General features: G+C 38.8%; 17 protein-coding genes and 1 riboswitch. Of the genes, 16 read left to right on the top strand and 1 reads right to left on the bottom strand.

What is annotated here, in order from left to right; genetic code table 11:
• The 13 genes from QM911_RS08260 to QM911_RS08200 all read left to right on the top strand — a co-directional run.
• Nucleotides 1–2,024: SspB-related isopeptide-forming adhesin (locus QM911_RS08260; protein WP_414313683.1), on the top strand; the 2,024-nt coding region annotated here is incomplete at its 5' end.
• 621 nt (nt 2,025–2,645) lie between these two features.
• Nucleotides 2,646–3,629 carry a GMP reductase gene (gene guaC, locus QM911_RS08255; protein WP_049504132.1) on the top strand — a complete coding sequence of 328 codons (984 nt, stop codon included), beginning with the start codon at nt 2,646–2,648 and terminating at the stop codon, nt 3,627–3,629.
• Nucleotides 3,623–3,719, top strand: a riboswitch (purine riboswitch). Its footprint overlaps the gene before it by 7 nt.
• A gap of 76 nt (nt 3,720–3,795) precedes the next feature.
• A complete protein-coding gene (locus QM911_RS08250; RefSeq protein WP_000770426.1) occupies nt 3,796–4,377 on the top strand; it encodes a xanthine phosphoribosyltransferase in 582 nt (193 codons plus the stop codon).
• The gene (locus tag QM911_RS08245; protein WP_414313682.1) at nt 4,377–5,636 is read left to right on the top strand and encodes a nucleobase:cation symporter-2 family protein; all 1,260 of its coding nucleotides are present in this window, start codon (nt 4,377–4,379) and stop codon (nt 5,634–5,636) included. The genes QM911_RS08250 and QM911_RS08245 overlap by 1 nt, the downstream gene beginning before the upstream one ends.
• Nucleotides 5,637–5,729: 93 nt before the next feature.
• Entirely contained in the window at nt 5,730–7,688 is a 1,959-nt protein-coding gene (ligA, locus tag QM911_RS08240; RefSeq protein WP_414313681.1) for an NAD-dependent DNA ligase LigA, read from the top strand.
• A 3-nt stretch (nt 7,689–7,691) separates the two neighbouring features.
• Nucleotides 7,692–8,642 (top strand): diacylglycerol kinase family lipid kinase, encoded by a 951-nt coding sequence (locus tag QM911_RS08235; RefSeq protein WP_414313680.1) that lies wholly within the window; start codon nt 7,692–7,694, stop codon nt 8,640–8,642.
• A gap of 32 nt (nt 8,643–8,674) precedes the next feature.
• Nucleotides 8,675–10,957, top strand: coding sequence for a type I pullulanase (gene pulA, locus QM911_RS08230; RefSeq protein WP_414313679.1), 2,283 nt, complete (start codon nt 8,675–8,677; stop codon nt 10,955–10,957).
• A 397-nt stretch (nt 10,958–11,354) separates the two neighbouring features.
• Nucleotides 11,355–13,283, top strand: coding sequence for a 1,4-alpha-glucan branching protein GlgB (gene glgB, locus QM911_RS08225; RefSeq protein WP_075226942.1), 1,929 nt, complete (start codon nt 11,355–11,357; stop codon nt 13,281–13,283).
• Nucleotides 13,273–14,415, top strand: coding sequence for a glucose-1-phosphate adenylyltransferase (locus tag QM911_RS08220; RefSeq protein ID WP_414313678.1), 1,143 nt, complete (start codon nt 13,273–13,275; stop codon nt 14,413–14,415). The genes glgB and QM911_RS08220 overlap by 11 nt, the downstream gene beginning before the upstream one ends.
• Nucleotides 14,405–15,544 (top strand): glucose-1-phosphate adenylyltransferase subunit GlgD, encoded by a 1,140-nt coding sequence (gene glgD / locus QM911_RS08215; protein WP_414313677.1) that lies wholly within the window; start codon nt 14,405–14,407, stop codon nt 15,542–15,544. The genes QM911_RS08220 and glgD overlap by 11 nt, the downstream gene beginning before the upstream one ends.
• Nucleotides 15,541–16,974, top strand: coding sequence for a glycogen synthase GlgA (gene glgA, locus QM911_RS08210; protein WP_049510192.1), 1,434 nt, complete (start codon nt 15,541–15,543; stop codon nt 16,972–16,974). Before glgD ends, glgA begins: the two co-directional genes overlap by 4 nt.
• Nucleotides 16,975–17,036: 62 nt before the next feature.
• Nucleotides 17,037–17,678 carry a phosphoserine phosphatase SerB gene (gene serB, locus QM911_RS08205; RefSeq protein WP_049510194.1) on the top strand — a complete coding sequence of 214 codons (642 nt, stop codon included), beginning with the start codon at nt 17,037–17,039 and terminating at the stop codon, nt 17,676–17,678.
• Nucleotides 17,679–17,694: 16 nt separating this feature from the next.
• Nucleotides 17,695–18,810, top strand: coding sequence for a glycerate kinase (locus tag QM911_RS08200; RefSeq protein ID WP_414313676.1), 1,116 nt, complete (start codon nt 17,695–17,697; stop codon nt 18,808–18,810).
• On the opposite strand, the gene QM911_RS08195 is transcribed toward QM911_RS08200, so the two are convergent.
• Nucleotides 18,807–19,253 (bottom strand): DUF1694 domain-containing protein, encoded by a 447-nt coding sequence (locus tag QM911_RS08195; RefSeq protein WP_223339552.1) that lies wholly within the window; start codon nt 19,251–19,253, stop codon nt 18,807–18,809. The two genes, QM911_RS08200 and QM911_RS08195, sit on opposite strands and share 4 nt — an antisense overlap.
• A 164-nt stretch (nt 19,254–19,417) precedes the next feature.
• Between QM911_RS08195 and eno the strand changes: the two genes are divergently transcribed.
• The 3 genes from eno to rpsU all read left to right on the top strand — a co-directional run bounded on the left by eno (nt 19,418) and on the right by rpsU (nt 22,899).
• Complete coding sequence (gene eno, locus QM911_RS08190) at nt 19,418–20,722, top strand: surface-displayed alpha-enolase (protein ID WP_223339551.1); 1,305 nt, start codon at nt 19,418–19,420, stop codon at nt 20,720–20,722.
• 1,022 nt (nt 20,723–21,744) lie between these two features.
• Nucleotides 21,745–22,452, top strand: coding sequence for a glucosamine-6-phosphate deaminase (locus QM911_RS08185; RefSeq protein ID WP_414313675.1), 708 nt, complete (start codon nt 21,745–21,747; stop codon nt 22,450–22,452).
• A 270-nt stretch (nt 22,453–22,722) separates the two neighbouring features.
• Entirely contained in the window at nt 22,723–22,899 is a 177-nt protein-coding gene (gene rpsU / locus QM911_RS08180; protein ID WP_000048054.1) for a 30S ribosomal protein S21, read from the top strand.
• Nucleotides 22,900–23,055 lie beyond the last annotated feature (156 nt).

Genomic DNA, 23,055 nt, shown 5'->3' with positions numbered 1-23,055 from the left:
TGGTTTACCAAGTATGGTTGGATACAACTAAATTTGACGCAGCTAACAAGGACAACATCCAATCAGTAGGAATCTCAGATGACTACGATGAAACTAAGTTGGATCTTGACGCTACTAAGATCAAAGCCTACGATTCAGTAACAGGTGATGATGTTACAGCTAAATTTGAGATCACTGTTAACAACGGTGTAATCACTGCAACACTTAAAGATGGCTTCACTAAGTCACTTGGCGATGCAGAAAACACTCAAGTGATCGACACAACTAAATTCGCCTTCGGACGTTACTACAAGTTCGACATCCCAACAACAGTGAAAGCTGATGTTCCGGGTGGTGCAGATATCGAAAATACTGCAGCGCAAGTAGTGAACTACTACAACCCAACAACTAAGAAAGTTGAAAAACCAAACAAACCAACTGAAAAACGTGTCAACAACGTACCAGTTGAAGTGGAATTCAACTTCACTAAACGCTTGGAAGGTCGTGAGCTTAAAGCTAACGAATTTAGCTTCGTGCTTAAAGATTCAGAAGGTAAGACTCTTGAAACTGTAAGCAATGATGCTTCTGGTAACGTTAAGTTCTCTAAACTTGAGTTCAAGAAAGGCCAAGAAGGCGTTCACAACTACACTGTAGAAGAAGTGAAAGGTACTGATGGAACTGTCACTTATGATAAGATGAAAGCAGTAGTAACTGTAGAAGTTAAACATGACGGAACAGCGAAAGCTCTCATCACTAACGTAACTGATCCAGCAGACAAAGAGTTCAACAACAAGGTGACTCCACCAGAAACTCCTGAGTTCAATCCAGAGAAGTATATTCTTAATGAAGAGAAATTTGATATCACTGGAAATAAACTCCTTGATGATGATAAAGAGTTGACTGATAAAGTAGCTGATACCAACAAAGATCCATACGTGGACAATGTTGGTAATAATGAAAAGCAAAATATCAATACTCAAACACTCCATAAGGGTGATAAGGTTGTTTACCAAGTATGGTTAGATACAACTAAATTCACCGAAGCTCACAATATTCAATCTGTTGGTATTACAGATAAATATGATAGCGAAAACTTGGATGTTAACGTATCTGAAATTAAGGCTTATGATTCAGTAACTGGTGAAGATGTAACAGCTAAGTTTGATATCTCAATTGTGGATGGTGTCATTACTGCTACATCTAAGGCTGACTTGACTAAGTCTCTTGGAGATGCAGAAAATACTCAAGTAATCGACACTGCTAAATTAGCCTTTGGACGTTACTACAAGTTTGATATTCCAGCACGTATCAAGAGAACTGCTAAAGAAGGTGTAGATATTGAAAATACAGCTTCTCAAATTGTTCACCAATACGATCCGACTAGCAAGTCAGTGAACAAGCCAAACAAACCAACTGAAAAACGTGTCGTCAACGTTCCAATCTCAGTAGAGTTCAACTTTACTAAGAGACTTGAAGGCCGTGAATTGAAAGCTGGTGAGTTCAGCTTCACATTGAAGGATCAAAATGGAAACGTGATTGAAACAGTTACAAACGATGCTTCTGGTAATGTTAAGTTCTCAGCAATTGAGTACAAGAAAGGCCAAGAAGGCACTTACACTTACACAGTTGAAGAAGTTCAAGGTACTGATTCTAAAGTTATCTATGACACTATGAAAGCTGTTGTAACTGTTGAAGTGAAACGTGATGGTAGCACTAAAGCTCTTGTTACTAAAGTAACAGATCCAGTGGACAAAGAGTTCAACAACAAAGTTGTTCCGCCAACACCACCAACACCACCAACACCACCAACACCGCCAACACCGCCAACACCGCCAACACCACCAACACCACCAACACCGCCAACACCGCCAACACCACCAACACCGGTAACACCACCAAAACCAGAAAAACCTAAAGGTCGTGAGTTGCCAAATACTGGTGAACAATCTACAATTGCAATGACTGCACTTGGTGCTACAATTGGTTTGATTGGACTTGGTCTAGTTGGACTTGGTTTAGTTGCGCAACGTAAAAAAAGAAGATAAAACTTAAAATTTCTAATTTTTAGAATGAATCAAGATTTGTCTTGGAATATCTGGTCATAGGTGTTCTAGAAGCGGTAGTACATTTATTAAATAAATAAATAAATGTAATTCCAAAAAGAGAGGTTAAGTCCTCTCTTTTTTGGCTTTTTGGCAACTGTAGTGGGTAGAATACAAGCTATAATGGATTGAATCTAGAATAGTACACCAAGGATTCTAAAGCGTTTTTAGAAATTAATTTGACTTCCATAATCTCTTTTTTCATATTTTATTTCAATCCGCTATGACACTCTTCGAAAATCAAATTCAAACTGCGTCAGCTTCGCCTTGCTGTAGTTAAGTACAGCCTGCGGCTAGTTTCCTAGTATGCTCTTTGATTTTCATTGAGTATAAGGTCTGGAAGAAGCTGGGGAAAAAATCACTTTTAAATAATCATGAGGCTAGGATCACTATAACTTCTCTATTTTTTAATAAAAAACAAAAAATCCGAACGTTATAAATTTTAGGTTTCAAAATAATTGACAAAAACTTTACCTTGGTTTATAATCGTTAGAGGAAACGTCGGAAAAGGCGTAGTGATGCGAAAGCATAGGTAGGTCATTATAAAAGAAACGAGACATCGAAATGTTAAACGAATTTCCGATCTTTGACTATGAAGATATTCAGCTAATCCCTAACAAGTGTGTTCTTAAAAGTCGTGCAGAGGCTGACACGCAGGTAACTTTAGGGAAGCATACCTTTAAATTACCAGTTGTTCCTTCCAATATGCAAACAATCCTAGATGAAAATGTTGCTGAACAACTTGCTAAGGGTGGCTATTTCTATATTATGCATCGTTTTGATGAAGAAGGACGCATTCCTTTTGTCAAACGTATGCACGATCAGGGTTTGATTGCTTCAATCTCAGTAGGTGTTAAAGACTACGAGTATGACTTTGTTAGTCAATTAAAGGAAGATGCTCCAGAGTACATCACCATTGATATTGCTCATGGTCATGCTGATAGCGTTATTTCAATGATTCAGCACATCAAGAAAGAATTACCTGATACTTTTGTCATCGCTGGTAATGTTGGCACTCCAGAAGCTGTGCGTGAACTTGAAAATGCTGGTGCAGATGCTACTAAGGTCGGAATCGGTCCAGGTAAGGTTTGTATTACTAAGGTCAAAACTGGTTTTGGTACTGGGGGTTGGCAGTTAGCAGCCCTTCGCTGGTGTGCGAAAGCTGCTCGTAAACCGATTATTGCTGATGGTGGTATCCGTACACATGGTGATATTGCCAAGTCAATCCGCTTTGGTGCAAGCATGGTCATGATCGGTTCACTATTTGCAGGTCATATCGAAAGTCCTGGTAAAACAGTTGAAGTTGATGGTAAACAATTCAAAGAATACTATGGTTCAGCTTCAGAATACCAAAAAGGTGCCTATAAGAATGTTGAAGGTAAGAAAATCCTTCTTCCTGCTAAAGGGCATTTGCAAGATACCTTAACAGAGATGGAACAAGATTTGCAAAGTTCGATTTCTTATGCTGGAGGTCGTAAGGTTGCTGATCTTAGACATGTGGATTATGTGATTGTGAAGAACTCTATCTGGAATGGAGATGCTCACTAAAAAATATCATTACTTATTTATGCCATGAATAGGCGTGGCGTTTCTACAAGGTACCGTAAATACCTAACAATGAGTAAGCTGCAGAGATATAAGGATAGGTGTTGAATCTATTTCTTTGTTTCCTAGAGGCTTACTTGGTAAGTCTCTTTTTATTTCGGAGGTTGTTGTGAAATTATTAGAAGAACGAATTTTAAAGGATGGAAACGTCCTTGGTGAGAATATTCTTAAGGTGGATTCCTTCTTGACCCACCAAGTTGATTATTCTTTGATGCGCGAGGTTGGTCGCACTTTTGCAGAACATTTTAAAAATGCTGGTATTACCAAAGTCGTAACCATTGAGGCATCTGGTATTGCCCCAGCCCTTTATGTGGCTGAACAGTTAGATGTACCTATGATTTTTGCTAAGAAGGCCAAAAATATCACGATGAATGAAGGAATTTTGACTGCTGAAGTTTATTCTTTCACTAAACAAGTAACTAGTACTGTATCTATTGCAGGTAAGTTCTTATCTCCTCAAGATAAAGTATTGATTATTGATGATTTCTTGGCAAATGGTCAAGCAGCTAAAGGTTTGATTCAGATCATTGAACAGGCTGGTGCTACAGTTGAAGCTATCGGAATTGTGATTGAAAAATCCTTCCAAGATGGTCGTGAACTGCTAGAAAAATCAGGTCATCAAGTAGTATCACTCGCGCGATTAGAGCGTTTTGAAAATGGAAAAGTTATCTTTAAGGAGGCAGATATCTAATGAAACAACAGGAAAACCACTCACAGGCAGCCGTTCTTGGTTTGCAACACTTGCTAGCCATGTACTCAGGTTCAATCCTGGTACCAATCATGATTGCAAGTGCTTTAGGGTATTCAGCTCAACAGTTGACCTACCTTATTTCAACAGATATCTTTATGTGTGGGGTTGCAACTCTTTTACAATTGCAACTCAATAAACATTTTGGTGTCGGTTTGCCTATTGTTCTTGGGGTAGCCTTCCAGTCTGTTGCTCCACTGATCATGATCGGTCAGAGTCATGGTAGTGGTGCCATGTTCGGAGCTTTGATTGCTTCAGGGATTTATGTTATCCTGATTTCAGGTATCTTCTCTAAGGTTGCCAATCTGTTCCCTTCAATCGTAACGGGTTCTGTCATTACAACAATCGGTTTGACCTTGATTCCAGTTGCCATCGGAAATATGGGAAATAACGTTGAAAAACCTACTGGACAAAGTTTAGCCTTGGCAATGATTACTGTTCTCATTATTCTTTTAGTTAATATTCTTACAAAAGGATTTATCAAATCTATTTCCATTTTGATTGGTTTGATTGCAGGTACCATTATTGCTGCTACTATGGGCTTGGTTGACTTCTCTCCAGTAGCAGAAGCTCCACTCGTTCATATCCCGACTCCATTCTACTTCGGTGCTCCACAATTTGAGATTTCTTCTATTGTAATGATGTGTATTATCGCTACTGTATCTATGGTAGAATCAACTGGTGTGTATCTTGCCCTTTCTGATATTACTAAAGAACCAATCGATAGCACTCGTCTCCGCAATGGTTATCGTGCTGAAGGTCTTGCTGTCTTACTTGGTGGACTTTTCAATACCTTCCCTTATACAGGATTTTCACAAAACGTAGGCTTGGTGAAACTTTCAGGTATTCGTACTCGTTTGCCAATCTATTACGCAGCTGGTTTCCTTATCTTACTTGGTCTTTTGCCTAAGTTCGGTGCCTTGGCACAGATTATTCCTAGCCCGGTTCTAGGTGGAGCTATGCTCGTCATGTTCGGTTTCGTATCTCTCCAAGGGATGCAAATCTTGGCGCGTGTAGACTTCGAACACAATGAACACAACTTCCTCATTGCAGCAGTTTCTATTTCTGCTGGGGTGGGATTAAACGGAAGCAATCTCTTCAATACTTTACCGACTGAATTACAAATGTTCTTCTCAAATGGTATTGTCATTGCAAGTACAGTAGCCATCGTCTTGAACGCTATTTTGAATCGTAAAAAATAACTAAAAGTGAGAAGCGATAGAAATATCCTTCTCATTTTCTTTTTTAGAGCTTGATTATTGTTTATAGAGTCCTTTTTATGGTAAAATGGTTCTATGAATGAAAGAATGAAAGAGCTCGTTGAACTGCTCAATCGCTATGCGACAGAGTATTATACAAGTGATAATCCATCTGTATCTGATAGTGAGTATGACCGTCTTTATCGTGAATTGGTAGAGTTAGAAAAAGCTCATCCTGACCAAGTTTTACCAGAAAGTCCGACACATCGTGTTGGTGGAAAGATTCTTGATGGTTTTGAGAAATATAGTCATCAGTATCCTCTCTATAGTTTGCAGGATGCTTTTTCTCGTGAAGAGCTGGATTCCTTTGATGCGCGTGTTCGTAAAGAATTGGATGATGTCACTTATATTTGTGAGTTGAAGATTGATGGTTTATCGATTTCCTTGACTTATGAGCAGGGAATTTTTGTTGCTGGGGCAACTCGAGGTGATGGCTCCATCGGTGAAAACATCACTGAAAATCTTAAACGAGTGAAAGACATTCCGTTATCATTACCAGAAAAATTAGATATTACAGTTCGTGGTGAATGTTATATGCCGAGAGCTTCTTTTGACCAGGTCAATCAATCTCGTCAAGAAAATGGGGAGCCAGAATTTGCCAACCCAAGAAATGCTGCTGCAGGAACCCTTCGTCAGTTAGATACAGCAGTAGTAGCCAAACGTAATCTTGCAACCTTCCTTTATCAGGAAGCTAGTCCTTCAACTCGGGATAGTCAAGAGAAGGTTTTGAAACATTTGGAACAATTAGGCTTTGTGGTTAATCAAAGACGTCTATTAGCTCATAGTATGGATGAGGTTTGGACGTTTATTCAAGAAATTGGTCGAGAAAGAGATCAGTTGCCTTATGATATCGATGGAGTTGTGATTAAGGTCAATGATCTAGCTGGTCAGGAGCAACTAGGATTTACAGTCAAAGCACCTAAGTGGGCAGTCGCTTATAAATTCCCAGCAGAAGAAAAAGAAGCGAAACTTCTTTCTGTTGACTGGACAGTAGGACGTACAGGAGTTGTGACTCCGACTGCTAATCTTACTCCAGTGCAACTTGCAGGTACAACTGTAAGTCGTGCAACTCTTCATAATGTTGACTATATCGCTGAAAAGGATATCCGTAAGGATGACACAGTCATTGTCTATAAGGCAGGGGATATCATTCCAGCTGTTCTACGAGTGGTAGAATCCAAGCGAGTGTCAGAGGAAAGACTAGATATTCCAACAAACTGTCCAAGTTGTGACAGTAAGCTTTTGCATTTTGAAGATGAGGTGGCCCTTCGTTGTATCAATCCGCGATGCCCTGCTCAAATCAAGGAAGGTTTGACGCACTTCGCATCGCGTGATGCTATGAATATTTCTGGCCTTGGTCCATCAATCGTTGAGAAACTATTTGCAGCCAATTTGGTTAAGGATGTTTCAGATATTTATCGTTTGACTGAACATGATTTCCTCCAATTAGAGGGTGTGAAAGAAAAAACAGCTCAAAAACTCTATCATGCTATTCAAGCTTCCAAAGAAAATTCTGCTGAAAAACTCTTGTTTGGTTTGGGGATTCGTCATGTAGGAAGTAAGGCAAGTCAGTTGCTTTTACAAAACTACCACTCAATCGAATCGCTAGCACAAGCCAATCCTGAAGAAATTGCAAGTATCGAAAGTTTGGGAAGTGTCATTGCTCAAAGCCTACAGACCTATTTTGCTACAGAGGGTTCTGAAATTCTTTTAAGGGAACTGAAAGAATCAGGTGTTAATCTAGACTACAAAGGACAGACAGTTGCAGCAAATGCAGTCTTGTCTGGTCTAACTGTCGTATTGACAGGAAAGCTAGAGCGTCTTAATCGCTCAGAAGCTAAAAATAAATTAGAAAGTCTAGGAGCCAAGGTTACTGGTAGTGTGTCGAAAAAAACAGATCTTGTTGTAGCAGGAGCAGATGCAGGAAGCAAGCTCCAAAAAGCACAAGAACTGGGAATAGAGATTCGTGATGAAGCTTGGCTTGAGAGTTTGTAAGCTATGAAAGAAGAAAAAAAACGCGCACGTCTCATTTATAATCCGACATCAGGCCAGGAAATTATCAAGCAAAATATCGCAGAAGTCCTAGAAGTGTTAGAGAGCATAGGCTATGAAACCAGTGCTTTCCAAACCAAACCTGAACCCCTGTCAGCCCAGAAAGAAGCAGAAAGAGCTGCAAAAGCTGGCTTTGATTTGGTTTTAGTAGCTGGTGGCGATGGCACCATCAATGAAGTGGTTAATGGAATTGCACCTCTGGAACATCGTCCAAAGATAGCCATCATTCCTACTGGGACTACCAATGACTATGCAAGAGCATTGAAAATCCCTATGGGGGATCCAGTTGCTGCAGCGAAGATCATTGCTAAAAATGAAACCAAGAAAATTGATATTGGTCGTGCCTTTGGCGATAAGTATTTCATCAATATTGCTGCGGCAGGAGCTCTTACAGAGCTAACCTTTAGTGTTCCGAGTGAACTGAAGACGCGTCTGGGTTATCTGGCCTATGTTGCTAAAGGTATCGAGATGTTCCCAAAATCCAAAGCCCGTCCTGTTCGTATTTACCATGATTGGGGAATTTTTACAGGAGAAGTTTCTCTTGTCTTTGTTGCCTTGACCAATTCTATTGGTGGATTTGAGCAATTTGCACCTGATACCAAGCTGGATGATGGCAATTTCACGCTTATTCTAGTAAAGACAGATAAAATCCTAGATATGTTGAGTCTGCTAGTTCAGGCCATGAACGGAGGCCAACACGTATCAGATGTCAATGTTGAATATCTGAAAACTAGTAAACTCCGAATTGAAACTTTGGATCAGGAAGAGCCGTTTATGCTTAATCTTGATGGAGAATACGGTGGTGATACACCAGTAGATTTGGAAGTATGCCATAATCACATTGAGTTTTTTGTGAATCCTGAGGCACTTGATCAAGAAATTATGAGTAACATATAAAATCAAATTTAATTTAGAAATTAGGGAGAACTATGTACAATTATCCTGTACTTATTCATTACCATCGTAAGGATGAAGCCTACGAGGCTTGCAGTTTCAGTAAAAAAACAGTAGATTCAGTAGAGCTTATCAAAGAAGAAGAATATTTTGGAGCTAAATTTTCACTGACTCAATCGAGTGAAGTAGCACTTGAAACCATGACTTTTAGAGTTGAAAAAGACGGTGTCAGCAAAGAATATCCTATTCGCTTCAATTACTATCCACTTTTGACAGAGGTTTGGATTTTGGATGGAGACGATACAGTTTATTATTCTGAAAATCCAGCCATTGCCAGTTCACACTATAAGGACCAAAATCCTTTTGCCTTTGACAAGGCAATCAATAGTGCGAGTTTCGACCACCACTGGGGTTATCAAGGAGAGTTGGGATGTCAAGTTTCTGAAACTGAAACAAGTTTTAGCTTATGGGCACCAACAGCTACTTCTGTCCAAGTAGTAGTCTATGAATCAGCGAAGAATGACGCTCCTATCTTTAAAACCTTTGAAATGGAGCGAGGAAATAGTTATTCCTATAGCCACAAATATAATACCATTGGTGTTTGGAGTGTAACAGTTCCAGAAAGCCTAGCAGGTCGTGCTTATCACTACCAAATTGACTTTCCTCATCACCAGTCATTAACTCGTGATCCATATACAATAGCGACAAGTCCTGATGGAAAACGTTCAGCCATCGTTTCAGACCAAGATCGTCAGGTCGAAGGTTTTGAGGTTAAGCATGGTACAGAAGCAACTTGGCGTTTGGAAAATCCTTGCCAAGCAGTCATTTATGAAATGCACATCCGTGATTTGACTAAGTCTGAAACATCTGGTGTTACGCCAGAATTAAGAGGAACCTTCTTAGGTGCAGCGCAAACTGGAACAGTTAACCAGTATGGTCAGTCGACTGCGTTTGACTATATCAAAGAACTTGGTGTCAACTATGTTCAGCTGCAACCAATTGCTGACCGTCATAAAGAATACGACGCTGATGGAAATGTAACTTATAACTGGGGATATGATCCACAAAATTACAATGCTCCAGAAACTAGCATGTCTACAAATCCAAATGATCCAGGTCAAGCTATCCGTGATTTGAAGGCTATGGTCCAAGCTTATCACGATGCTGGTATCGGTGTTATTATGGATGTTGTTTACAATCATACCTTCTCAACGGTGGATGCGCCATTCCAAACAACGGTTCCTGATTATTATTATCGAATGAACCATGACGGAACCTATCAAAATGGAACAGGAGTCGGTAACGAAACTGCCAGTGAGCATGAAATGTTCCGTAAATATATGATTGATTCTCTTCTCTACTGGGTAAAAGAATTCAATATTGACGGTTTCCGCTTTGACTTGATGGGAATCCATGATGTCAAAACTATGCAGATGATTCGTTGGGCTATGGACGAAGTCGATCCTAAAATCATCCTTTATGGAGAAGGATGGGATATGGGAACTGGTCTTGCTCCTTATGATAAGGCTAAGAAAGATAATGCCTATCAATTGCCAAACATTGGATTCTTTAATGATAATCAACGTGATGCGGTCAAAGGTTGTGAAGTCTATGGCTCTATCAAATCTGGTTTCGTCAGTGGTGCTGGAACTGAGCCGATCGTCGCAAAGGCTATTCTTGGAAGTCGTGAGCTAGGTTCTTATCTCAGTCCCAATCAGGTTCTTAACTATGTAGAAGCCCACGATAACTACAATTTGCATGATTTGCTTAAAACTCTTCATCCAACGGAGAGTGAAAAACGTATCATGAAGAAAGTAGAAACAGCGACAGCCATGAACCTTCTCATGCAAGGGATGGCCTTCATGGAGTTGGGGCAAGAGTTTGGCCGTACCAAGCTTGTAGCTACAGGAGAAAATGGTGAGTTGACTCACGCAGATCGTGAGAGAGCTATGAATAGTTACAATGCTCCTGATAGCGTCAACCAAGTCAACTGGGATTTGATCAATGAGCGTCAAGATAGTATCGAGTTTGTTCGTCAGATTATCCGACTTAAAACACAAAACAGTGCCTTTTCATACCCTACCTATGAAGAAGTCTACCGTCATGTCTTTGTACACACGGCCATTGAAAATAGTGGTTGGATTGTTTATGAGATTCATGGTGGCGAAGAGCACTTCTTGGTTGTATTCAATGCTAAAGGGGCTTCCTATTACTATGAAAATGCAGGAAACCTAGAAATGTTAGTAACTAATAGCCGTTCTAACCAAGAAAATGCCATTGACGATGTCAGTGTGGCAGTTATGAATATCTTATCTTAAAAATTAACCAAAAACTCAGGATTTACTCTTGAGTTTTTTTATATTTCTAGTCATAAAAATAAAAATGGAACTTTTACGAAAAATGATTGAAAATTTCAGAAAATTTGGTAAAATTATATAAAAGAGCTTATCTACGAATGTTATTTTATCGAAAAATAAAAACGTTCAGTTTTTAAGTAAGTTATTTTATATATAGATAATGAAAGTTATTTTTGTAACAGTAGCTGATAGAAAATTCCACTGCTTATCATCATTTATGAAAATTTTAGAAATGTTAAGATAAATATATGAAGATTTTCGAAAAAAAATTTTGTAGAATTCGGAAATTAGTTGAAAGTTTTCTTAAAAGATAGTATAATAGATACATAGAAAACGCTTACAATAAAAGGGGGATTCAATGGATAAATTTGAGGCTTTAAGAACTTTTACTAGTGGCGAAAATTTCCATCTTCAACACTATTTAGGTGCGCATCGTGAAGAAAGAGACGGTGAGTATGGCTATACATTCCGTGTCTGGGCGCCAAATGCGCAGGCTGTCCATCTAGTTGGTGATTTTACTAACTGGGTTGAAAATCAAATCCCCATGGTTCGTAATGAATCTGGAGTTTGGGAAGTTTTTACAACTTTAGCTCAAGAAGGACATATTTATAAATATCATATTACTCGTGCTAATGGCCATCAGCTCATGAAGATTGATCCCTTGGCAGTACGCTATGAAGCACGTCCGGGAACAGGAGCAGTTTTAACAGAAATTCCTGAGAAAAAATGGAAGGACGGGCTCTGGTTAGCTCGCAGAAAACGTTGGGGATTTTTCGAGAGACCGGTCAACATTTATGAGGTGCATGCAGGATCTTGGAAGAGAAATCCTGATGGAACACCTTATAGCTTTGCTCAACTAAAAGAAGAGCTCATTCCTTATCTCGTTGAGATGAACTATACTCACATCGAGTTTATGCCTTTGATGGCTCACCCTCTCGGTTTGAGTTGGGGGTATCAGCTCATGGGCTACTTCGCTTTAGAGCATGCCTATGGTCGTCCTGAAGAGTTTCAAGACTTCGTTGAGGAATGTCATATCAACAATATCGGAGTAATTGTGGACTGGGTACCTGGACACTTTACAATCAATGACGACGCTTTAGCATACTATGATGGCACACCAACTTTTGAATACCAAGATCATAATAAGGCTAACAACTACGGTTGGGGAGCACTCAACTTTGACTTAGGTAAAAATGAAGTACAATCTTTCTTGATTTCTAGTATTAAGTTCTGGATTGATTTCTATCACCTAGATGGTATTCGTGTAGATGCTGTAAGTAATATTCTCTATCTAGATTATGACAATGCTCCATGGACACCAAATAAAGACGGTGGCAATCTCAACTATGAAGGCTATTATTTCCTACAACGTTTGAATGATGTTATTAAGCTAGCGCATCCGGATGTTATGATGATTGCAGAGGAGTCTTCTTCAGGTACCAAGATTACTGGTATGAAGGAAATGGGTGGACTTGGATTTGACTACAAGTGGAACATGGGTTGGATGAATGACATCCTACGTTTCTACGAAGAAGATCCAATTTACCGCAAGTATGACTTTAATCTTGTGACCTTCAGCTTCATGTATGTCTTTAATGAAAATTATCTCCTACCATTCTCACATGATGAGGTTGTCCACGGTAAGAAGAGTATGATGCATAAGATGTGGGGTGATCGTTACAATCAGTTCGCTGGTTTGAGAAACCTCTACACTTATCAAATTTGTCACCCTGGTAAGAAATTACTCTTCATGGGTAGCGAATTTGGTCAATTCTTAGAGTGGAAATCAGAAGAGCAATTGGAGTGGTCTAACCTAGAAGATCCAATGAATGCCAAGATGAAATACTTTACATCACAGTTGAATCAGCTTTATAAAGACCACCGTTGTCTTTGGGAAATTGATACAAGTTACGATGGTATTGAAATCATTGATGCGGATAATAGAGATCAGAGTGTTCTTTCCTTTATCCGTAAGGGCAAGAAAGGCGAGATGCTAGTCTGTGTCTTTAATATGGCACCAGTTGAACGTCCTGATTTTACAATTGGTCTTCCAGTTGCAGGGATTTATGAAGAAATTTGGAATACAGAGTTAGAACAATGGGGTGGTGTTTGGAAAGAGCACAACCAAACAGTTCAAACTCAAGAAGGATTGTGGAAGGATTATGAGCAGACTTTGACATTTACATTGCCAGCTATGGGAGCAAGTATTTGGAAAATCAAACGTCGCATAAAACCTACTAAAAAAGTCGCTAATAAAACTCAAAAAGGAGTAGAAAATGAAGAATGAAATGCTAGCTTTAATCCTTGCAGGTGGGCAAGGAACTCGTCTCGGTAAACTCACTCAAAGCATTGCGAAACCAGCTGTGCAATTTGGTGGGCGCTACCGTATCATTGACTTCGCTCTTTCAAACTGTGCCAACTCTGGTATCCATAATGTTGGGGTTATCACACAGTATCAACCACTAGCTCTCAATAGCCACATTGGTAATGGTTCTAGTTGGGGTCTAGACGGTATTGACACAGGTGTTTCTATCCTTCAACCCTACTCTGCTAGTGAAGGAAACCGTTGGTTTGAAGGTACAAGTCATGCCATTTACCAAAACATCGACTATATCGACAGTATCAATCCTGAGTATGTTTTGATTCTTTCGGGTGACCATATCTACAAGATGGACTACGATGATATGCTCCAATCACACAAGGACAATAATGCCAGCTTGACTGTAGCAGTCTTGGACGTACCATTAAAAGAAGCTAGCCGTTTCGGTATCATGAATACAGATGCTAATAATCGTATTGTTGAATTCGAAGAAAAACCTGCCCAACCAAAATCAACTAAGGCATCAATGGGGATTTATATCTTTGACTGGAAACGACTTCGCAACATGCTGGTTGCAGCTGAAAAGAACAATGTCGATATGTCAGACTTTGGTAAGAACGTTATTCCAAACTACTTAGAGTCTGGAGAAAGTGTCTATGCATACGAATTCAGTGGTTACTGGAAAGACGTCGGCACTATCGAATCTCTTTGGGAAGCCAACATGGAATACATCTCTCCAGAAAATGCTCTCGATAGTCGTAACCGTCAATGGAAGATTTATTCTCGTAACCTAATTGCTCCACCAAACTTCCTTGGAGAACTCGCTCAAGTGGAAGATTCTCTCGTAGTAGATGGATGTTACGTGAATGGTACTGTAAAACACTCTATCCTCTCAACAGCAGCTCAAGTTCGTAAGGGAGCAGAAGTTGTTGATTCTGTCATCATGAGTGGAGCAGTTATCGGTAGAGGAGCTAAAATTACACGTGCAATCATCGGTGAAGGTGCAATTATTGCCGATGGTGTTGAAATTGATGGTACAGAAGAAGTACAAGTAGTCGGATATAACGAAGTAGTGGGGGTAGCAACAGATGAAGATTGATAAATATTCAGCGATTTTAGGAAATACCGTTGGTTTCCATGATATGTCAACCTTGACAAGTAACCGTCCAGTGGCAACTTTACCATTTGGAGGAAAGTATCGTTTGATTGACTTCCCGCTTTCAAGTTTAGCTAATGCAGGCGTTCGTAGTATCTTTGGAATTTTCCAACAAGATAACATCAGCTCAGTTTTTGACCATATTCGTTCAGGACGTGAATGGGGCTTGAATACACTTCTTAGCCACTACTATCTTGGAATCTACAATACTCGTGTAGAGAGCAGTACTGTTGGAAAAGAGTACTATAAACAACTCTTAACTTACTTAAAACGTTCAGGTTCAGACCAAACAGTTTCCTTGAACTCTGATGTTTTGGTGAATATTGATCTCAATCAAGTTTTCCATTTGCATAATACAACAAAATCACCAATCACAGTTGTTTATAAGAAATTGCCTAAGAAGGACATTTCAGAAGTAAATGCAATCCTTGATATCGACGAAACTGACCATGTGGTTTCTCACAAACTCTTTGATAAAAAATCAAATCAAGATTACTACAACATGTCAACAGATATCTTTGTTGTAGATACTCAATGGTTGATTAAACGTTTAGAAGAAGAAGCTCAAAAAGAATATCCAGAAAAATTACGTTATGTTCTTCGTGATTTAGCAGCTAAAGAAGGTGCTTTTGCATATGAATACACAGGATACCTAGCAAATATTCATTCAGTAGAAACATACTACCAAGCTAATTTAGATATGCTTGATCAGCATAAATTCTACTCTTTGTTCTCACCAAATCAAAAGATTCACACTAAAGTTAAAAACGAAGAGCCTACTTACTATGCACCTGGTTGTGAAGTAAATACTTCGCAGTTTGCTTCTGGTAGTATTGTCGAAGGTAAAGTTGTTCGTTCGGTTATTTCTCGTAATGTTCAAATTCATAAAGATAGCTTAGTTAAAGAATCTATTGTTTTCCCTCGTGTTGTCATTGGTGAAGGTGCGCAAGTCGAGTATGCAGTCGTAGATAAGGGTGCTGAAATAGCTGAGGGAGTTGTCATTCGAGGTACAGCAGAAAATCCTGTTGTCATCAAAAAAGGCGAAAAAGTAACAGAGGATATCCTTTCATGAAAATTTTATTTGTAGCAGCCGAAGGTGCGCCCTTTTCAAAAACAGGTGGCTTGGGAGACGTTATCGGAGCACTTCCAAAATCATTAGTAAAAGCTGGGCATGAGGTTGCTGTTATCTTACCTTACTATGACATGGTAGAAGCCAAGTTTGGTGATCAGATTGAAGATGTCCTTCAATTCGAAGTCTATGTTGGTTGGCGCAGACAATTTTGTGGAATTAAGAAAACTGTTTTAAACGGTGTTACCTTCTACTTTATCGACAATCAATATTATTTCTTCCGTGGACATGTTTATGGAGACTTCGATGATGGTGAACGCTTTGCCTTCTTCCAACTTGCTGCCCTTGAAGCTATGGAGCGTATTGGATTCATACCTGACGTCCTCCATGCTCATGATTACCATACAGCAATGATTCCGTTCTTGTTGAAAGAAAAATACAGATGGATTCAAGCTTACCAAGGAATCAAGACTGTTTTGACCATTCATAACTTGGAATTTCAAGGTCAATTCTCTGAAAGCATGCTTTGGGACTTGTTCAGGGTTGGATTTGAGCGCTATGCTGATGGAACAGTTCGTTGGAATGATTGTCTTAACTGGATGAAGGCAGGTATTCTCTATGCAGATCGTGTATCAACCGTGTCACCGAGCTATGCTTATGAGATCATGACTACAGAATTTGGTTGCGGTATTGATCAGATTCTTCGTATGGAATCTGGTAAGGTTTCAGGTATTGTTAATGGTATTGATACAGATTTGTACAACCCAGAGACGGATTCTTTACTTGAGTATCATTTTAACAAATCTGATTTGTCAGGAAAAGCTCAAAATAAAGCGAAACTTCAAGAAAGAGTTGGTCTTCCAGTACGTCCTGATGTACCAATGATTGGTATCGTGTCACGCTTGACTCGTCAGAAGGGCTTTGATGTGGTGGTTGAAAGCCTGCATCGTATGCTTCAAGAGGATATTCAAATTGTTCTCTTGGGAACTGGAGATCCAGGATTTGAACAAGCTTTCTCTTGGTTTAGTCAAGTATTCCCAGAAAAACTTTCTGCAAATATTACTTTCGATGTGAAATTAGCTCAAGAGATTTATGCAGCATGTGATATTTTCCTCATGCCAAGTCGCTTTGAACCGTGTGGACTTTCACAAATGATGGCCATGAGATATGGTACGCTTCCTTTAGTAAACGAGGTGGGTGGACTTAGAGATACTGTTCAAGCCTTTAATCCAATTGAAGGGACAGGTACAGGATTTAGCTTTAACAACCTAACTCCATACTGGCTCAACTGGGCATTGCAAACAGCTTTGGATGTTTATCACAACCATCCTGATGTTTGGAAAAATATGCAAGTTCAAGCTATGGAATGTGATTTCTCTTGGGATACAGCCTGCAAGTCATATCTTGATTTGTATCACAGTTTAGCAAACTAAATAGTTAAAATCGTATGATACCTTCATACGATTTTTTGAGATTATGAAAGTAAGGCAATTATATGAAAAAAATTAAAGGACTCTGTGTACTGGATGTAGATGGGACACTGATAGAAGAGGAAGTTATTGATTTGTTGGGGAAAGAAGCAGAGTGTGAAAATGAAGTAGCTCTACTGACTGCCCAAGCTATGAGAGGAGAACTAGATTTTGAAGAAAGCCTGGGAAAACGTGTTTCCCTTCTAAAAGGACTTTCTATAGATACTTTTGATAAGATTTATCATGAACTACACCTTAGTAAAAATGCTGCGCAATTTATTAACACTCTGCAAAAAAATCAGATAGAAGTGGGTTTAATTTCGGGTGGATTTACACCTGTTGTTGAAAGAATAGCAAAAGATTTAGGGATTTCATTATTTTCTGCTAATCAACTGGAAATCATAGATGGTCATTTAACTGGAAATCTTGTTGGTCCTATTATCAGCAGAGAAGTTAAAAAAGAAACCCTAGTAAGATGGGCTGATGAATTAGAGCTACCAATTGATAGAACAATTGCTATTGGAGATGGAGCTAATGATTTAGCAATGTTGAAGAGAGCTGGAATCGGCATTGGCTTTTGTGCCAAAGAAATCGTGAAAGAGGAAATTCCCCTTCAAATTGAAGAAAGAGATTTAACAAAAGTATTGAATCTGATAGATTTCCTTTGATTAGAAAGATGAGTGTATGAAAATTGTTATAGCACCTGACTCTTTTAAGGAGAGTCTCCCTGCAAGTGAAGTAGCTAAAGCTATTAAACTAGGCCTTAAAAAGGCTCTACCTGAATCGAAATGTTTGCTCTTACCTGTTGGCGATGGAGGGGAAGGAACAGTGGATGCCATTAAAAATTCACTTGGTCTTGTAGAAAAAACTGCTTTAGTGACAGGTCCCTTTGGAGATGAGATTCAAATGACTTATGTTCAAAAAGGAGAACTTGCTCTGTTCGAGGTGGCTGATTTAGTTGGGCTTGCTAAAATTCCTATAGAAAAACGAAATCCACTGAAGATTCAAACAAAGGGGATTGGTCAACTGATCCTATATTTAATCGAACAAGGAATGAAAGAGATCTATATAGGAGTTGGTGGGACATCCAGTAACGATGGTGGTATTGGGATTGCTGCAGGACTCGGGTATCAGTTTTATGATGAAAACGGGATCGAACTTGAGGCTTGTGGCCAGTCCTTATTTGAAATTAGTAAGACTTTGGACAAAAATGTCGTTACCATCCCTGCTGATGTGCATATTAAAATCTTAGCAGATGTTACCAATCTACTCTGTGGAACTCACGGTGCTACCTATACATTTGGAAAGCAAAAAGGGTTGGAACCAACTAAATTCCAAGACGTTGATATTGCTATTGAAAACTTTTACCACAAAGTTGCACCTGAAATATTAGAATTGGATGGTGCTGGAGCAGGTGGCGGTATTGCAGCTGGATTGTGTGCCTTTGCTGGAGCAGAGATTGTATCTGGTATCCAAACTTGTTTAGATATAATCAATTTCGATAAAAACGTTGCAGATGCAGATCTAGTTATTGTTGGTGAAGGTAGATTGGATGCTCAAAGTTTTTCAGGCAAGGCGCCAATCGGGGTAGCAAAAAGAACACCAAATGGTGTTCCAGTTATTGCTATTTGTGGTAGTTTAGCTGAGGATTTACCTCCTTTACCATTTGAGAATGTCATCGCTGCTTTTTCAATACTAGAAAAAAGCGAACCGCTGGAGGATAGTCTAAAAAATGCAGCTATCTATTTAGAAGATACAGCTGCAAACATTGGTCAAATTTTAGCTTTGAAGAAAAATTAACCAAACCACTTTTTCCAAAGAGAAGTAGGAGCTTTTTTCATCTCTTTTTCCTGCCATAAGTCTGAAAAGGCCTTTCTGAGGTCTTTTTCACTTGTTTGAACAGGGGCATCGCTATGGATAACTAGGCCAAAAGGAGAAGAGTTATGATCTTCAGAAACTATGGTCGCTTGGCAGTCAGCATCTTTGGATTGTTTTAGATAAAAAACTTGTTTATCAAACTCTACCTGAGGAGAAATTTTGACAAATAGAAGTTGAGTCTCTTTTTTTAGACTCTCTAAAATAGATACATAACCCTTTTGAAATTTATCATCATTAGCTGTTTCAAGGTCTGCATAGCCAAGGACACGTTCCTCGAAAGTTCCGAGAAAACGTCTCTGTTCATCTGGATTTAGTTTAAGCCCACCATGAGCTTTTTCTAGGATTTGTTTAGATACATCAGTCATAAAAATAGTATATCATAAAATAAAGGAGAAAACAGATATAAGAAAGCGATTACTTTATAAACTTAAGGAAAATTTGCACAAAGATAACGTTTTTCCTTGAAAAAGGAGTCTTTTTAAGGTATCATAGAGGTGTAAAAAATTTAACTCAATAAGGAGAGTAAAAAATGTCAATTATTACTGATGTTTACGCTCGCGAAGTCCTAGACTCACGCGGTAACCCAACACTTGAAGTAGAAGTTTACACTGAATCAGGTGCTTTCGGACGTGGTATGGTTCCATCAGGAGCTTCTACTGGTGAACACGAAGCAGTTGAACTTCGTGATGGTGACAAATCTCGTTACGGTGGTCTTGGTACACAAAAAGCTGTTGACAACGTAAACAACATCATCGCTGAAGCAATCATCGGCTACGATGTACGTGACCAACAAGCTATCGACCGTGCTATGATCGCACTTGACGGAACTCCTAACAAAGGTAAATTGGGTGCTAACGCAATCCTTGGTGTGTCTATCGCTGTAGCTCGTGCTGCTGCTGACTACCTTGAAATCCCACTTTACAGCTACCTTGGTGGATTCAACACTAAAGTTCTTCCAACTCCAATGATGAACATCATCAATGGTGGATCTCACTCAGATGCTCCTATCGCATTCCAAGAGTTCATGATCTTGCCAGTTGGTGCTCCAACATTTAAAGAAGCTCTTCGTTACGGTGCTGAAATCTTCCACGCTCTTAAGAAAATCCTTAAATCACGTGGTTTGGAAACTGCCGTAGGTGACGAAGGTGGATTCGCTCCTCGTTTCGAAGGAACTGAAGACGGTGTTGAAACTATCCTTGCTGCGATCGAAGCTGCTGGATATGTTCCAGGTAAAGACGTATTTATCGGATTTGACTGTGCTTCATCAGAATTCTACGATAAAGAACGTCAAGTATACGACTACACTAAATTCGAAGGTGAAGGAGCTGCTGTTCGTACTTCTGCAGAACAAATCGACTACCTTGAAGAATTGGTAAACAAATACCCAATCATCACTATCGAAGATGGTATGGATGAAAACGACTGGGAAGGTTGGAAAGCTCTTACTGAACGTCTTGGTAAGAAAGTTCAATTGGTTGGTGACGACTTCTTCGTAACTAACACTGACTACCTTGCACGTGGTATCCAAGAAGGAGCTGCTAACTCAATCCTTATCAAAGTTAACCAAATCGGTACTCTTACTGAAACTTTCGAAGCTATCGAAATGGCTAAAGAAGCTGGTTACACTGCCGTTGTATCACACCGTTCAGGTGAAACTGAAGATTCAACAATCGCTGACATTGCAGTTGCAACAAACGCAGGACAAATCAAGACTGGTTCACTTTCACGTACTGACCGTATCGCTAAATACAACCAATTGCTTCGTATCGAAGATCAACTTGGTGAAGTAGCTGAATACCGTGGATTGAAATCATTCTACAACCTTAAGAAATAAAATAGTTCAGTGAACTATTTTATCCCGAACCTTGAAACTCAAAAGTTCGGCTCTTGATTAAACAAGATTTAAGCCCCTCGGATTTTATTCGAAGGGCTTTTTTTCTGTTCAGGGGGCAAAAAAGGGGCAAAACTTTTTTATAGTGGATTGAAATAAGATATGAATAAAGAGATTAGGAAACTTATACTCAATGAAAATCAAAGAGCAAACTAGAAAACTAGCCGCAGGCTGTACTTGAGTACGGCAAGGCGACGTTGACGCAGTTTGAATTTGATTTTCATTGAGTATTAAATTAATTTCTAGAAGCGTTTTAGAATCTTTAGCGTACGATTATAGCTTCAATCCACTATAGAACTGGGCAAACCACTGGAAAAGCAAAACCAATTTCTAACAATATTTTAGAAGTTACAGTGTACTATTTTATATTCAATCTACTATATTGAAAAGTACCTCAACAAAGGTATTGACAAGTTGCAATACTTTTTTACGAGGGTCTTTTGCCTTGTTCTTGTTTAAATTAACCTGATAATGCTCGGGAACCCCCAATTTTTAATATTAGGTTTTGTCAAATTTGCTCTTAAAAAAAGGGTGTAATAAATAAGGAGCTAAGTCTAAAACCTCTTCTAAAACTCTTAAAAATACAGAATACTTTTTTCAGAAGATGTTTCAGAAAACGGAGTACTTTAAAGAAAAGACTAAACATCGCTATAAGAACAGAGGCTAAAAATGTTGAACTTAAACACAGATACGTTCTTGATGAAGCTAGGGAATCAGTTTTTTTACACGAAGTTACAAGTGTGTATAGTAAGTATGAAGAGAATTTTACCTCTACTAAACCAAAAATAAGTAAACAAAAGGTAAAATCTATCGCATATTTGGGTAGATTCCTCTTTTTTGGTGTAGGTAGACCTATCAATTGATTTCTTTAGTATATTTATATTTTCAACAAAAATAAACCGTTTTCACTTGACAAAAATTGGTCTATACCATATAATGAAATAAAGAATATGGAGGACAAAATTATGAAAGTTATTCAAGTGGAAAATCCAATTGAAGGTGGAAAAGTTGCTTTTGATATCTTAAAAGAAAAATTGGAAAACGGTGCACAAACATTGGGACTTGCAACAGGAAGCAGTCCTTTGGAATTTTACCAACAAATCGTTGAGAGCGATCTTGATTTTTCAAATCTTACAAGTGTGAATTTGGATGAGTACGTAGGCCTTGATGGGGACAATCCTCAATCATACCGTTACTTCATGCAAGAAAAGCTTTTCAACAAGAAACCATTTAAAGAAAGCTTCTTGCCACGAGGTGTCAAGGATAATGCAGAAGCAGAAGTAGAACGCTACAACCAAATTCTTGCTGACCATCCAGTTGACCTACAAATCTTAGGAATTGGCCGCAATGGTCATATTGGCTTTAACGAACCAGGCACACCATTTGACAGTCAAACTCATCTTGTAGAGCTTGACCAGTCTACAATCGAAGCTAACGCGCGCTTCTTTGAGAAGATTGAAGATGTTCCAACTCAAGCTATTTCAATGGGGATTAAGAACATTTTGGACGCTAAGTCTATCCTTCTATTTGCTTATGGTGAATCAAAAGCAGAAGCTATCGCTGGAACTGTTGAAGGCCCTGTGACAGAAAGTCTACCGGCAAGTAGCCTGCAAAACCATCCAGATGTGACCATTATCGCAGATGCAGCAGCACTCAGCTTGTTAAAGAAATAAGATTTTAATCATTAAAGACCATTCGATCCTATGGATTGGGTGGTTTTTTGGTCTGGAAATGTTCAAAAAATGAATTCAGTTTGTCTGAAAGTGGTACAATAGTTCTAATAGAAGAGTGCGTGATAGATTTTCCCTTGAAAAGAAGAATATATAATTCTCATTTTTTAAAAATTAAATGGAATGATTGGGGAGAATTTCATTTTTTTCTTGACAATTTTCTTCATTACGTGTAGAATAGAGTAGATCTTGAACTTGAAGGGAGTGAAAAAAATGTCTAAAACAGTAGTACGTAAGAATGAATCTCTTGACGATGCTCTTCGTCGTTTCAAACGTGCAGTTACTAAAGCTGGTACTCTTCAAGAAACACGCAAACGTGAATTCTATGAAAAACCTTCTGTAAAACGCAAACGTAAATCAGAAGCAGCTCGTAAACGTAAAAAATTCTAATTAATAAGAAAGGCTAGACTTGTCTAGTCTTCAGAACGAAGACAAACGCCAAAAATGACGTTTGTCTTTTTCTGTTTTCAAAAATAGTTTATCTCATCATCTACTAATCTATCCAAAAATCTGAATTTGAGAAAAATAAAAAGGGATATTTCCTAT

Source organism: Streptococcus infantis (assembly GCF_047460825.1).
GTDB lineage: Bacteria > Bacillota > Bacilli > Lactobacillales > Streptococcaceae > Streptococcus > Streptococcus infantis_V.
This window is presented reverse-complemented; position numbering and strand designations above follow the sequence as displayed.